Genomic DNA, 14,243 nt, shown 5'->3' with positions numbered 1-14,243 from the left:
TCTACGAAACTCGGGGCAGCTCAGGCATCCGCGTCTTCATGTCCAAGTCCTGAACCGGCTATTGCCCAGTGGATCAAGGCTAAGCGGATCGCGGACCATGGTCGCGAACACTGGGGAGTTGGAGAAGGGCTGCTGCTCGCCGATGTCCCGGTATCCCCAGGACTCGTATACTGCCTTCAGCCGTCCATCGGAGCGAGTGGGGTCGACCAAGAGCGTGGCGCGCTTCTCCAGGCGCTCGGCGAGAAGCGTCTCGTGCAGCACGCGGGAGGTGCCCGCCCCCGCTGTGCCACGCCACCGCTTGCGGACGAGGATCTCGTTGACGGCGAATGTGCGGCTGCCTGTCTCCCGGGTGAAGTCCTCTGGCGGTGGCTGCCGCATGGTGGACCACCACAATGAATCAGGGCCGAGTGGCACGCCGAAGACGTAGCCGACCGGCTCCTTTCCGTCGTAGCCGATGACGGCTTCCCATCCGTCTCGGGAGGCGTATCTGGTCAGGCGTTCATCAAACAGGTCCACAGCGTTGAAGGGATCTTCCATGAGCCCGACCTCGGTGCGGACCTCTACATGGATGTCGAGAAAGAGTTGCCGGTACGTCTCGACCTCGCTGGTACGCACGAGTGTCAGGGCGGCAGCTTCAGTCATGCGACCACCGTTCGGTAGTGGGCCTGCCAGTCGCGGGCCTCGGAGTTATGGGGATCGAGGGTGGTGACCTGCTGGGCGAAGCGGTCCAAGAGCTTGCGGACGCGCGCGTGCCTCACCATTTCCTTGGAGATGCCCCGCGCGGTGGCGACAGCCTGTTCCAGCTCATTCTGACCGAGTTGCGCGACAGCAAGGTGCGCGCTCACCAGGGCGCTGTTGCGTTTCAGGTCCGGCCGCAAGTACGCGAGGCTGCGATGAGCATGTTTTTCAGCGTCGGGCCAATGCTGTAGGTGGACATGCGCGAGCATCGCGAGGTGATCGAGTTCAGCTTGGTCGTAGAAGTCGATCCAGGTGGGACGGTGCCTGTGCGGGTCGGCTCGCTCAAGTGCCCTTTGTGCCAAGTCCAGGTAGCGCATGGTGTTCCTGCCGTCGCCGAGCTCGGCATGGTTCACCGCGAGACGGGCCATGGCCAGCGAGGTGAACAGAGGGTCGCGCCGGGTGATGGCGGATGCCTGGGCCCTCTGGGCCGCTGCCACGGCGTCGGTAGGGCGCTTGAGGTGCTGGAAAAGAATGCTGGCGTGGTTCCATACCCGGAACTGAGTGCCCGCGTCGCCTGACAGACCGGCGAGGCGAATGGTCTTGTCCAGATGGATCTGGGCCGAGTCCAGGCGGCGTCCGTCGATGGCGGCCCACATGGCGCTGTTGGAGAAGGCTGCGCCAACGGTGTAGAGCTCGGAGCGAATGCGCGCCGACGCAGAGTGCTCCTGCTGGAGGGCGATGACCCTGTCGGTGAGGTCAGCGGCGCGTTGCTCCAGTCCCGGCGTGCCGCCGTATTGGTTCTCTGCGCTGGTCCAGGCTGCGAGTTCGGCCCTCAACTGCTCCACGTGGTTGGAGCTGAGGCGATGACGGCCTGACTCCACAGCGGCCGGATTGGACACGGGGATGCCTGCTGCGGTGGCGGCGGCAAGGAAAGCGCGGCGATACACGGGGTCCTCTTCAGGAGCAGGGCTTTTGGATTTCTTGCCCCTTGGGGCGAACCCTAACTCCAGTGCAGTGTGACCCGTGACCCTCTGGAGCGCCATTCGCAGCTTGTTGTGTGGCGACCGGACCTCGCCATTCATCAGCTTGTAGACGTGCCGTTCGTGGACGGTGCCGTATGCCCCAGTGAGCGTTCCGATGGCGTCATTGACGAGGTCGGCAAGCTCCTTCGCGCTCAACTTGTGCGCATGCATCCACGCCGTGAGCTGTTCGTTCCGTGTCTCCGGCATAACACGACATTATGAGCGTCGGTCTGCCCCGTGAGTAAAGAGCTAGTCAAAATGGCAGTGTTCTGCCGAGCAGCATCAGGGCTACTTGGCATCAACAAGCGGCACTCGCAGCGGTTACCTGGATACATGGACGCCGGGCGGGCCGCGTCGCGTGACGAACTAGGCCCCCACTCTCCGGCGTTCCGACGGCACACCCGTCCGACTCACGAGGAGCTGGCTTGATGAGGCCCACAGCCGTCAGCGCCTTCACCACGCGCGAGAGGCAGATTCGCTCCTCGCTCCGCGCCCCGGAAGTGACGGATAGGGGCGACACGATGAGGGTCAGCTTCGAAATCGCCAAGCGTGGCGCCCACGACCAGCTACCTGAACCTGACGCCCGCCGCGTCCAAGCGATGCGGCGCCTGACCAGCGCCCGCCTGAAGTACTGGGGGCTGACCGCCATGTCGGACGACGTGGTCCTGGCTGTCTCCGAACTGGTCACCAACGCGATCCTGCACAGCCATGGGACGGAGATCACCCTCATGGTCAGCCTCCAGAACGGCGACCTGCTGCGCGTCTCAGTCCACGACGAGACGCCAGGGCTGCCCGTCATCCGACGCGTTGACGGCGAGGCTGAGAGCGGGCGTGGACTACAGCTCATCGAGTGGATAACGACCGCACACAACGGAGCGTGGGGAACCAGCGACGGAGGTGCAACTACGTGGTGCACCTTCTCCATCCCTGCGGTGAAGGGGCGTCGGTGAGCAGCAAGGTGATCGCTGGGCGCGGCGTTGGGGGACCGCCGTTTGCCCGGCCGGAAAGCTCCGCCCTGTCGCGCGTCCTGCACAGGCCCTGGGAATGGTGCCCCGGTTGACGGGCCGCAGACCTCTGAGCATTTGCCAACGCCTTGGACTGCTGGGAGCCACAGCGCTCGGTCACGTTCGCCAGGTGGATTCGTCCATCCAATGGCCTGTCTCAGCGATGCCGCCTCACGACCGCGTCAACTGGACCGCCCTCAGTCTGGTGGGGGCCGGCCGCCGCCCCTGCTCCAACTGCCAGGAAGGGAGGGGCGGCGGCTAGACCAGGCGAGACGCGGACCCACAACTCCTCGTCGGCACGGCTGCTCTCCCACATCGAGAGCCACGCCAGCCACTCCTCTACCAATTCCACTACCAGAGACACGACCAAGTCCCCTCGGCCGCGGTGTTCACTTTCCCGCGCTCGAGGTGCCTCTGCCGCCGCCGGGCTGACCGGCGGAGGCAGAGGGAAGACCCCCTCCGCCTCGAACACTCCGAGGCGTGCGTGGGTCGCCACCAACCTGAACGACCCGGCGAACCAGACCATATGGAGATACACGCGTGACCGTGATCGATGTCCTTGATGAGACCGGGCGCGAGCGTCAGCTCGCCGACCAGATCACAGGGATGCTGGAAGATACCGCCGAGCTGGTGTCGGACATCACTGCCCTGAGTCCACCGGCCGTGCTGAGGTTCCGGCTGCTGAGTCCCTCGGCGTGGCGAGCGGAGTCGCTGGCGTATATACGCCGCCAGGTCGAGGCCAGCTTTGCCCGGTCCTCGCCCTCCCCGGATGAGGAAGCCGAGGCGCGGAAGACAGAGATCACCTACCGTGCATCGACTCTGGCGAGCTGGTGGATGACGGAAGGCAGGACGATGCTTGACAGTGCGGGCGAACCGCAGAGCCTCGTCGCGCCCAAGGCTCTGCACCATACGGGGCTGCGCTACGCCGGCAACCATCTGTACCGGCTCGTCGTGCACGAGGCTGTCCACCAGTGGCAGATAGCCTCCAGCAGTCCCGCGATCATGCCCGTTCCGGTGCTGGACCGCGACCTCACGGCTCCCCACCAGGGCCTGATCTATCTGGCGGAGGGCCACGCTGACTGGGTGGTGCAGGAGGTCGCGCGTCGACTGTTCGGACCGGACACGGCGCCTGCTGCGGATCTGCGGCGGTCGTGGCGCTACCGCGGGCAGACCGCGTTGATCAAGTGGATGGCCCGCAGGGTCGCCAACGCTGACGCGGTGGAGCGGGCGGAGACGCAGATTCGCGATCTACGCGGCCAGGGTCTGCACTGGGTGGCCTTAGCCATCGAGGGAGCTGGCGGCGTGATCCCGTTCAACAAGGTCTGGCAAGACGCCTCGTACGTCCCCACGGCGGACGAGGTCGCCTACCCGGAGAGGTGGCTCAGCCGCGTGGGTTTCTGACCCATGGGCACCTACGCCCCGCCCGTCCTCGTGGCGTCCTTCCTCGGCCACGGAGCACACACCGTGCCGGTTGGTCTGACGCCGCTTCCCATGATCGTCGCGTAATCCGGCCGCACCACACTCCCTCTCCGGCTGGCATCACATGGCAGGACCACATTCCCCCGCCGTCCTGCCACAGCCGGAGAGGGGCTTTCACCACACGTTGGAGAGGACTGATATGCATCGGAGCGAGCTGTATCCCCGCGGCGGACCGCTGCCGGATCGCCCCACTGCTGGTCATCAGCGTCCACGGCCCCATCAGCACTTCGCGGGCCGCATCCGCGTGCCCTACATCGCTCCGTGGACTGGAGAAAATGCACGTCAGCCCACGATAACGACGCGACTGGGCCGCGTCGGTTATGGGATCGGCTATGCGGACGAGTACGGCATCGCTGATCGTGTGCGGGGCGCATTGTGGGTCAGGATGCCGGTCAAACCCGGGGCGGGTGGGCCTTTGCTCGGCCGGATTCACGCCCTGCGCCAGCGGCAGGCGATGTATCACATGCTGTGTCAGGGCTGCGGCCAATCCACCGTTGGCGGCCGAAGCGATCAACGCCATCTCTTCCTCGTGGCTTCGGCAACCGGGAAGCCGATTGCCGAGGGAGACAAAACCGTCACACCCCCTTCATGCGCGGGCTGTGCTGTTGAGGCGGCTCTGGAAGGCCCGCCCTTGGGGAGCCGGTATGTGGCCGTCCTGGTGGAGCACGTCCTGGTCTGGGGTGTCGCCGGCATCGTGTACTCACCCGACACCCTTATGCCGGTGCCCCGTAATAACGGTAACGAATTCGCGCTCGTGGCGTACGACGACCCGAGACTCCCGTGGACACTCGCATGCCGCGAGGTCGTCTCCTTGCATGGCTGCACGGCCATGGATCTGAAAGACCTGACCGTACAGACCGCCGCATAGCTGTCCTACATTTCTCTCGCGCCACCCGCACACCGTCCTGGAATCACCATTTCAACGGGCATGTGAAAGGACCTTCTGTGACCAGCCAACCGCCGGAATGGCTGGGGCTGTCTGCCCGCGAGCGCGAGGCCGTCCAGCTTATGGCACTGGGTATGACACGAACCGAGTCGGCCACAAAAATGGGAGTGTGCACGGCGAGAGTGAATTACTGTTTGAAGAACGCGGCGGGGAAACTCCGTACGCCGACATGGCCGGGTTTGGTAGATCGGGTCTACACGCTGAGGGAAATCGACCCACCCGAGCCCACCGCCGAAGGCGTGACTATCAACCTTACGCGGCGCCATGTTCTCCAGGGCTTGGCAGACGGCCGCGATCTGCCGTGGATTGCCGCAAACAGCAGACTTACCGTGGACACCGTGCGCGAGGAAGCGCGAATCCTCATCAGTCTGACGGACGCGAAGAACACCGAGAACCTCATCCACCGCGGCTGGGAACTCGGCATGCTCGGGAGCAGTCCGACCACATCGACCACGCGAAGTTTCATCAGATACGACAGAATCACCTCCATCACTTGGGGATTCCCGCACATGACTGCCCAAAAATTGGAAGACCTGCCTAAGGTACCGCCGAAAAAGCGACTCACTGGCAAGGACCGGGAAAGTTTCCGAAAAGACGTCAGCGCCGTATATAAGAGTGTCCCCAAGGTGAGCGTGCGGGACATTAGTGGAGTCACAGGTAGGTCGTTCGGCTTCATTCGAACGATCCTCTTGGAGGCGGGGGTTGAAATGCGCTCACGCGGTAATTCACGGGGCCTTCCGGTCCCGTCAGACAAGGAATCGGAGGTGTGAAAATCTCCATACATCAAGGGCACGCGAACTCGGCCCCGAGTCCAGGGACCCGCTGGAGAACCGGCCGACACGGTCTCGGATCCCGAGTGTCACAACGAGCAACTACGAAAGGCAAACCGAGATGAAGACCTTATACGTCGTTCTCGCCGCCACCGCAGTCGGAGCCGCGAGGCTGGTGCAGTCCGAGAGGCAGAACCGGCAGCGACTCGCCCTGCACGCTGAGGAGATGCACCAGGTTTGGCTCTCCGAGGTGGCCTCCGATCCCGAGCTGCGGGCGATGTGGACAGCACCCGGCGAGCCGCCTGCCGAGGAGTACGCCAGGCTTCTGCACTGCAACCGGCTGATCAGCTTCTTGTCGGTCAAATACCGGGTGGGCCTGCTCGACACTGCCTCCTTGAGAGTCCAGGCGCGGTGGGTGATGGAACGCGAGGTCGGCCGGGCGTACTGGACGACGTTCGGGGCCTTCCGGGAGATGGAGGCGATGGACCGGACCGATCGCACCTTTAACACGATCATGGCCGACGAGCACGCCGCCCTCGTGGACGCGGACACAGTCGCCACCTGATGGGATTCCCTGCGCTGCCGCGCTGAGAGTGGTGCGAAGCGCTCCCAAGGACTGGGGCTTCCTCCCGGTCGTGACCATCCCCGTGCACGGGAGGTCTCGGCCGCGCCTCTCGGAGGAGGTGGCGCATGGGCGCCCCGGCCGCTGCTCGTGGGGAAGCCGCGGTCGGCCCTCCATCCTCGTACCCGGTTCCACCCATCACCTGAAAGGGATTCCATGGACGCGCCAGCAGCACCATCGAACCGCACCAGGGCGGTCCGCAGCGCGTTGACTGCGGTTACGCGGCTGGTGGCGCAGCTGATGCTCTCGAGCACGTCGAGGTCATCGACACCGAAGACACCCGTGCCGCCTCCGCCCACGCCCTGGTCCTGTACCGCTTCAAACGCTCTCGCCTGGAACGCGTACTCACTCAAGCGGGAACCGCAGTGTGCGCACGCTGACCAAGTTGCCGACCCGCGACGGCTGCTTTCAGCCGAACTCGGCAGGTGCTCCTACAGCGGCGCGTAGCCGTCTCGAAGCCGTGGCCCTCTGGCTGGGTCTCCTGCCGAGAGCAGTTGCGCGAAACACCACGTAGGGAAACGCGATGGCTACTGCTAGCGACACGACTGTTCGTGAACCCGACGCACTGCGTGCGGCTATGGACCGCATCCGCCGCGCGATCGAGGACACCGACAGCCTTGAGAACGGCGTGGTCGCTCAGGTGCCTAGGCCGAAGCCCTCGCGGACGAGTACCAGACCCTGCTGCGGAGCTGGGCCCAGGACCACCGCTGCCGGGGCGTGGCAACGATCAGGTTTCTGCCAGGTCCCGCCCCGTCACCGCTGCCCCAGAACACCGCGCTGAAGCGGCACGGCGTCGTCGCGGTGTCCTGGCACTGATACTCCGGGGCCCACTCTCGGACCCCGGGGCCCTGCACCTCACTCACTGCCGAGGAGGCATGCATGACCGTTCAACTGAAACAGCCGGTTGCTCCCGCGCAGCCGGTCGCCGTCGATGTCGTTGACGACGACCCGTTCGAGCTCGATATCACCTTCATCGAGAACACCCCGGCGACCGAGACGGTGCTGATGTGCAGCACCGGCGACAACTGCGGGAGTTCTTGCCCGAGCGCCTGCACCACCTCATAACCGAGGTCAGTCCGGCAGTGCGGGCTGGACAGAGCTGTCCGTCCAGCCCGCACCCCTCCTGCCAAGAAGGGAATGTGGGTGATGACGCGCTTACGACACAGCCTGTACCGGGGTGCCGGCGATGGGATGTTGCGCGCCGCGGTGAACCTCACCGGGCTGGGCATGCCGCCCTGGCCAGGGCCCGCTGCCCCGCTCGAACATTGGCGCGCGTGGCTGGCTGCCGTGTGGGCCGATGACACCTTTCGGCAGGCTGTCTCCGGCGCCAGCCCCGACCTGACCCGCCGGGTGCAGTCGATCCTTGACGGGCGATCGCCGAAAGTGCGCCGAACACGACGGGCGGCCCTGGCCATCGCCCGGTATGCCATCAGGTACACGCGCCGCTCCACCCCGTACGGCATGTTCGCGGGCGTAGCACTGGCTGAGTTTGGCGACACAACCGAGGTGTGCATCGGGAACCGGCACCAGGTTGTTGTCCGGCCGGACCCGGTGGTGCTGGACGCGGTGATCAGCGACTGGGAGGCGGATGGCGAGCGGATGGCCGACGCAGAGGTGTGTGTCAATAACCTTGTTCAGCAGCGTGGCGGGCGCGTCTACGTACCCTCCGAGGGCGCATCGGAGTTCTCGCTCGCGCTCACGCCTGTGGTGGCGCTGGTACTTGAGACGGCCCGATCGCCGATCCGGTACTCGGCCCTCGTGGACAAGCTCGCGGCCGAGTTCCCGAACACGGCCGAACAGCACCGGTCCCGACTGCTCGCGCAGCTCCTTCGGGTGAAGCTGCTGCGGTCCTCGCTGCGCGCGCCCGCCACCGTCGTCGATCCGACCGAGTCCCTGCCGCCCGCCTTGCGAGATGTTGCCTGGAATAGCCCGGCGGCGCCGGATCTGCGGCTGGACGCCACGGTGCGGTTGCCGCAGGCGGTGCTGACGGAGGCGGAGACCGCTGCGACGCTGTTGACCCGGCTCGCCACTCATCCGACGGGCACGCCGGTATGGCGCCGCTACGCCGAGCGGTTCGCCGACCGCTACGGTGAAGGCGCCGAGGTGCCGTTGGAGCTCGTGACGGATACCGAGAAGGGCTTGGGCTTTCCCGAGGGGTTCGGCCAGGTGTCCGAGCCTCCCCGTCCGATGACCCGACGGGACCGGCTGCTTCTGGAGCTGGCCGGCACCGCGGCCGTCGAGGGCAGCAGATCGGTGATCCTGTCCGGCGTGACGATCGAGCAGTTGGAGGCTGCCGCGGGCAAGCCCGTGGTCACCCCGCCCCACCTCGAGCTCGGCATGCAGGTTCACGCCAACTCCACGCGTGCTCTGGACCGGGGGGACTTCCGCCTTCAGGTATCCACCGTCTCCCGCGCGGCCGGTTCGATGACGGGCCGGTTCTGGCACCTGTTCCCGGGCGCCGGTGCGCCGTACTCCGACCTGCCCACGGTCGAAGCGGGCGCGGAGCTGGCCCAGCTGTCCTTCCATGCCGGTCGTGTCCCGGCCGACCTGCTCACCCGCGCCCCGCACGTGCTGCCCCGGCTGGTCAGCGTCGGCGAGTTCCGGCACCGCACCAAGGAGGTGCTGTTCCCGTCCGACCTGGCCGTCGGTCTCCGTGACGGCCGCCTCTACCTCGCCGAGGCGGCCACCGGCACGCACCTGGAACTGCTTGCGCCGACCGCGCTCAACTTCCTGTGGAACAACTACACCCCTCCGCTGGCCCGGTTCTTGGCCGAGATCAGCCGGGCCACAGCGCCGCAGGTGACATGGTTCGACTGGGGCGCGGCCTGGACGCTGCCATTCACCCCGGCACTGCATTACCGCCGTTCGATCCTGGTGTCCGCGCGATGGAAGGTGAGGGCCCGCGATCTGCCCGACCGCACCGTGACACTGGATCAGTGGGCCGAGCAGTTTCACGCCTGGATGGGCCGCTTCCGTGTGCCGGACCGTGTGCTCCTGGCAGAGGACGACCAGCAGCTGCCCCTCGATCTGCGCCAGGACATGCACCTGGACCTGCTGCGTGCCCACCTTGATGCCAGCCCTACCGGAGTCGCGGCCCTGCACGACGCACCGCCGCCGGACTCCGATGGCTGGATCGACGGGCGCGGCCACAGCCTCGTCCTCCCGCTGAAGGCACGCTCATGACGGTAACCACGGACCTGCCCCGGACGCAGGACCTCTCCGAGGGCGCACTCGGGATGGCACTGCTGCACATCGAGCGCGGCGATCTGCCCACTGCACGCCGCCATCTGATGCAAGCAGTTGCAGGCGGCGTCAGCACCGGGGGCAACGCGTCCCTCTTCCACGGCGCCCCGGCACTGGAGTTCGTCCTGAGCCGTGCCGGACATGCTGGCCGTGATGTCCGCGAAGCCGTCGACCGCGTCGTGGACGCCCGCCTGGCCGCAGCACGTCGACGGCAGGCGTCCGGAGACCTGCCGCAGCTCGCGGAGTTCGATCTCATCCGGGGCCTGACCGGGCTGGGTGCACTGCTGCTGACGCGAGGCGCGGCCTCGCCGCGGTTGGAGGAGGTGTTGGCCTACCTCGTCTCCCTTTCGCAGCCAGTCCACATCGAGGATCGGGAACTGCCGGGATGGTGGTCTGCGGTCGGGCCCGGTGGTGAGGACATGGATGGCGGGCACGGCAACAACGGCGTCGCGCACGGCATCGCCGGTGTCCTGGCGGTGCTGTCCCTCGCCGTCCGGCACCAGGTCCAGGTGCCGGGGCAGCAAGACGCCATCGAGACGTTCGCGCGCTGGCTGGACACCTACGGCTGCTGCTACTGGACCACCCGCGACCAAGTGTCCGGCGCACAGCCGCCCGAGCCGGAGCCGACGCGCCCGTCCTGGTGCTACGGCCGACCCGGCATCGCCCGTACCCAACAACTAGCCGCGCTCGCCCTGAACGACCCGGTCCGCCAGCGAGCAGCAGAGGACGCCGTCTTGCGCACGCTGACCGACCCGGTCCATCTCGGGCGGATCACCGACGGCTCGCTGTGCCACGGCTGGGCCGGCCTCGTGGCCATCGCCCGCGCCGTTGCCGACGACAGCTCCACGCCGGACCGCTTCACCCCGTTGATCGAAGACCTGAACAGACGCCTGGCCGCTGGCCTGAAGGAGCTGCCCAAGCCCGGCTTCATGGAAGGTCGCAGCGGCGCGCGCCTGGCCCTAGAGGGCACGAACACCACGGGCTGGACCAGTGCCCTGCTGATCACCTGACCCCCGCCCGCGTCCCCTGGACCGAGCCCACCGCCAAGGAGCACCCACGACCATGGAAGTCGACGACGAGCACCTTCCGATCACCGCCGATACGGACTGGTGGCATGCCAGCGTGTCGTTTCCGGGCGGTGCAGTCAGCCCCGAAGCTGCCCAGGCGCTGTCCGCCGCGCTGCACGACCAGCGGTTCCACTTCCTGCGCAAGGACGGGGGGCTGCGACTGCGCACCGAGCGGCCCGCTGCCGACCTGCTGGACAGCCTCGTCGCCGACGGACAGGCCAGCGGCTGGGTCAGCGGCATCTACGAGCCGGAGACCGAGGCATTCGGCGGAGCGGACGGCATGGACGTCGCGCATGAGGTGTTCTGCGCGGACAGCCGCAGCGCCCTGGCCGAGATCAACAGCCCTGGGGCCCGGGAGCGCTGTGTCCTGTTACTCTCCGCCATGATCCGGTCGGCCGGTCTGGACCCGTTCGAGGCCGGTGACGTCTGGGCGAAGCTCAGCGCCCTGCGGCCCCCCGTCACCCCACCTACCGGCCCCGCACGCGACCGGGCGGTGGCGGCCATGCGGCGTCTGATGAACGCCGACGCGGCCCGGCGGCCGGACGCCGAGCCCGGCTGGGCCGAGCGCGTCGCAGCCTTCGAAAACGGCGGCCGCCAGCTCCGCAGGCTCGCTGCTGATGGGCGGCTAATACGGGGCTTGCGCGCCGTCCTCGCCCATCACGCGATCTTCGCCTTCAACCGCGCCGGCGTGTCTGCCAGTGAGCAGGCCGCCACCGCGTGGCTGGGGCGCCACGTCGCCTTCGCCGCAGGCGAAGCAGCCGATATGTCTACTCACCGGTCCACCTCTGCGGACCCGAACCTCGCTCGAATGGAGAACTTCGTGACACCTGTCACCAACCCCGCCGAACTGCGTGAAGCGCTCGTAAGCCGCCTCATCGAAGGCGGCCACCTGCGCACCCCTGACGTCATCGCAGCCTTCCGCAACACCGAACGCCACCGGTTCCTCCCCGGCGTCGACCTTCACAAGGCGTACGTCGAGGACGCGGTGCCCATCAAGCACGACGAGACCGGCGAGATGATCTCCTGTATCTCCGCGCCCTCGATCGTCGCCACCCAGCTTGAGCAGCTGGGCGCCAAGCCTGGCCACAAGGTCCTGGAAGCCGGCGCCGCCACCGGCTACAACGCCCGCCTGCTGGGCCAACTTGTAGCCCCCGGCGGCCACGTGTGGACCGTGGACGTCGACCAGGACCTCGTCGACGGCGCGAGTAAGAACCTGGCGGAGGCCGGGGCCTCGAACGTGACCGTCGTGCTGGCCGACGGAGCTGCCGGCCATCCCGAGCACGCGCCATTCGACCGCATCCAGTTCACCGTCGGAGCGGGCGATGTGCCGGTGAAGATCCTCGACCAGCTCGCCCCCGACGGACGCCTGGTCCTCCCGATGCGGATCCGCGGCAGCATCTCCCGCAGCTTCGCCTTCGAGCGGGACGGTGACACCTGGAAGACCGTCTCGTGCGAGATGGCGACCTTCGTGCCCCTGCGCAAGGGCGTCTGCGACGACATCTACACCCTCGTACCCATGGCAGGTGAGGGCAACGTCCGTCTGGAGACCTTCAGCGAACAGACGGTGGACCGCGACGCGATCCGCACCGTGCTGGACGAGAAGCAGGCCAAGGTCTACTCCGGCGTGAAGTTCCGCCAGGGCGACCCCTGGGAGTGGTTGTACCTGTACCTGGCCTCGGTACTCCCCAACGGCCTGTCCCGCATGCCCGGATCACGCCCCGGCTTCACCCCGCACTTCGGCTGGGGCTCCATGGCCGCCCTCGACGGAGACAGCCTGGCCTACCTGACCATTCGCGAAGGCGAGGACGACAAGGGCCGGTTCTGGGAGATCGGCGTCATCGGCCACGGCTCCCGCGCCTCCGACCTCGCCGACCAGGTCGCCACCGAGATCCGCGACTGGGACGAAGGCTGGGGCAACAACGCCCCGGAGCCAACCTTCCGCATGGCCGTCGGCGACGCACGCGACCAGCTCACAGCCACCGAGCCGCGCTTCGTCATCGACAAGACCTACAGCCGCCTCGTCGTCGACTGGCCCCGCAAGGACTGAGCCGATGATTCCCGCGATAGCCAGCCGCATCCCGTTGGTCCGCCGTCCCAAGGCCCCTGCGCTACCACTGGACGAGCGCATCACCCACCTCACCGAGCTGACCGTCGCACCCGCAGACGCGGGCCACCACGATCTGGTGGCCCGCGCCAGCGGAGTCCTCAACTACGCAGCCCTGATCGCCTCCGACATCGGAATGCCCGACCTGGCAGACAACCTGTGCTGGAGGCAGCACCAGGTCTTCGCCGACGCCGGACACCTCACCGGCGACACCGCCGTGATGGCGTTGATGCCCCTGATCAACATCTCCCGGCTGCTGACCCGCGAGGGCGACGGCGAAGCCGCCTACGACGTCCTCAAACGGCTGTACCGGGCCGCCCAGAAGCGCGAACCAGCCGATATCAGCGGGAACACCGTCGACCTTTCGGCGTTGACCAACACGGAGGCGGACCACCGGAAGGTCTGCCAGGAGCTGTGGATTACCGTGCTTGTCGACGGTGCCAGGGCTCTGGCACGTATCGGCCGCTGGACCGAAGCAGCCGAAGCCATGACCGCCTACCGCGGCATCGGCAACCGCCTCCTCGACGGCCGCCAAATCCAGATCATGGCCCTCATGGAACGCGGCCTCGACCAGCAGGCCCGCGACACGATCGACACCACCGTCCCCACCGAACCGTGGGAGGACAACATCGCGGCCCTCCTGCGCATCTACTGCCGACCCGCCGCCTCGCCCGCGCCTCAGCCGGAACTGGACATCGCCTTGCAAGGGGCCGCCATGCTGATCGCTACGCCCGACCCCTCGACAGCAACGTTCCAGACCCGAGCCGCACTGGCCGCGCTCGATCTGGCCCGTGACCGAACCAGCCCCCATGCGACTCTCCTGCAAGCCGCTGTCGTGGACGTGGCCATTCTCGACGCCTACGCCGCTCGCGACGTCCTGAACCACCCCGTGACCCATCCCCACCTGACCAGCGCGCAGAAGCAGAAACTCGACGCCACACTCACCGCGTCAGGGCTCGGCACACGGTATCTGTCACCCGGCCACATGCAAGCCCTCACTGAGGCCGTAGACAAAGCCGAGGTCACCCTGCGAGGTCTTCTGTGACCTGCCTACGGACACACCGTCTCCCCACCGGCAGGGCAGTTGCTCGATTGGGCAAGAACGACCTTGGTCGCGGGTGACGCCCCGTCGTCGCCACGACCTGATCACCACCGGAAACCTCAGGCGTCACAGGCGTTCCATACGTCGGCGATTCGGCCAATCCACCACACCCGAGGACGGCCCCAACACGGCGTCCGCACGTTCGACCCCTTGTATTTCCAGGACCGGAGCTCGTCCGGAATCGAGCGTGTTCGATTCCGGCGCCG

General features: G+C 67.0%; 12 protein-coding genes. 10 read left to right on the top strand and 2 right to left on the bottom strand.

Annotation, left to right across the window (positions count from 1 at the left end; genetic code table 11):
- Positions 1–36 precede the first annotated feature (36 nt).
- Positions 37–642 carry an N-acetyltransferase gene (locus tag ACZ6TD_RS20300; RefSeq protein WP_471355964.1) on the bottom strand — a complete coding sequence of 202 codons (606 nt, stop codon included), beginning with the start codon at positions 640–642 and terminating at the stop codon, positions 37–39.
- Positions 639–1,907 (bottom strand): Tat pathway signal protein, encoded by a 1,269-nt coding sequence (locus ACZ6TD_RS20295; protein WP_471355962.1) that lies wholly within the window; start codon positions 1,905–1,907, stop codon positions 639–641. The genes ACZ6TD_RS20300 and ACZ6TD_RS20295 overlap by 4 nt, the downstream gene beginning before the upstream one ends.
- Positions 1,908–2,128: 221 nt before the next feature.
- Between ACZ6TD_RS20295 and ACZ6TD_RS20290 the strand changes: the two genes are divergently transcribed.
- The 10 genes from ACZ6TD_RS20290 (at position 2,129) to ACZ6TD_RS20245 (ending at position 13,980) form a co-directional block, all read left to right on the top strand.
- On the top strand, positions 2,129–2,650 hold the full coding sequence (locus tag ACZ6TD_RS20290; protein ID WP_471355959.1) for an ATP-binding protein: 522 nt from the start codon (positions 2,129–2,131) through the stop codon (positions 2,648–2,650).
- A gap of 594 nt (positions 2,651–3,244) precedes the next feature.
- The gene (locus ACZ6TD_RS20285) at positions 3,245–4,105 is read left to right on the top strand and encodes a hypothetical protein (RefSeq protein WP_471355958.1); all 861 of its coding nucleotides are present in this window, start codon (positions 3,245–3,247) and stop codon (positions 4,103–4,105) included.
- 217 nt (positions 4,106–4,322) lie between these two features.
- Positions 4,323–5,051 carry a hypothetical protein gene (locus ACZ6TD_RS20280; RefSeq protein ID WP_471355955.1) on the top strand — a complete coding sequence of 243 codons (729 nt, stop codon included), beginning with the start codon at positions 4,323–4,325 and terminating at the stop codon, positions 5,049–5,051.
- Between the two features lie 77 nt (positions 5,052–5,128).
- Positions 5,129–5,899 (top strand): helix-turn-helix domain-containing protein, encoded by a 771-nt coding sequence (locus ACZ6TD_RS20275; protein WP_471355953.1) that lies wholly within the window; start codon positions 5,129–5,131, stop codon positions 5,897–5,899.
- A gap of 121 nt (positions 5,900–6,020) precedes the next feature.
- Entirely contained in the window at positions 6,021–6,464 is a 444-nt protein-coding gene (locus ACZ6TD_RS20270; protein WP_471355951.1) for a DUF6082 family protein, read from the top strand.
- A gap of 936 nt (positions 6,465–7,400) precedes the next feature.
- The gene (locus ACZ6TD_RS20265) at positions 7,401–7,586 is read left to right on the top strand and encodes an FxLD family lanthipeptide (RefSeq protein ID WP_471355948.1); all 186 of its coding nucleotides are present in this window, start codon (positions 7,401–7,403) and stop codon (positions 7,584–7,586) included.
- 81 nt (positions 7,587–7,667) lie between these two features.
- Positions 7,668–9,704 carry a lantibiotic dehydratase family protein gene (locus ACZ6TD_RS20260; protein WP_471355946.1) on the top strand — a complete coding sequence of 679 codons (2,037 nt, stop codon included), beginning with the start codon at positions 7,668–7,670 and terminating at the stop codon, positions 9,702–9,704.
- A 53-nt stretch (positions 9,705–9,757) separates the two neighbouring features.
- Complete coding sequence (locus tag ACZ6TD_RS20255; protein ID WP_471355944.1) at positions 9,758–10,774, top strand: lanthionine synthetase C family protein; 1,017 nt, start codon at positions 9,758–9,760, stop codon at positions 10,772–10,774.
- Positions 10,775–10,826: 52 nt separating this feature from the next.
- Entirely contained in the window at positions 10,827–12,878 is a 2,052-nt protein-coding gene (fxlM, locus tag ACZ6TD_RS20250) for a methyltransferase, FxLD system (RefSeq protein WP_471355943.1), read from the top strand.
- Positions 12,879–12,912: 34 nt separating this feature from the next.
- Positions 12,913–13,980 carry a hypothetical protein gene (locus tag ACZ6TD_RS20245; RefSeq protein WP_471355941.1) on the top strand — a complete coding sequence of 356 codons (1,068 nt, stop codon included), beginning with the start codon at positions 12,913–12,915 and terminating at the stop codon, positions 13,978–13,980.
- The last annotated feature ends 263 nt before the right edge of the window (positions 13,981–14,243 follow it).

The sequence above is a fragment of the Streptomyces yongxingensis genome (genome assembly GCF_055597465.1).
Note: the sequence above shows the minus strand (reverse complement) of the source record. Positions and strands in the feature narration are given on the sequence as shown.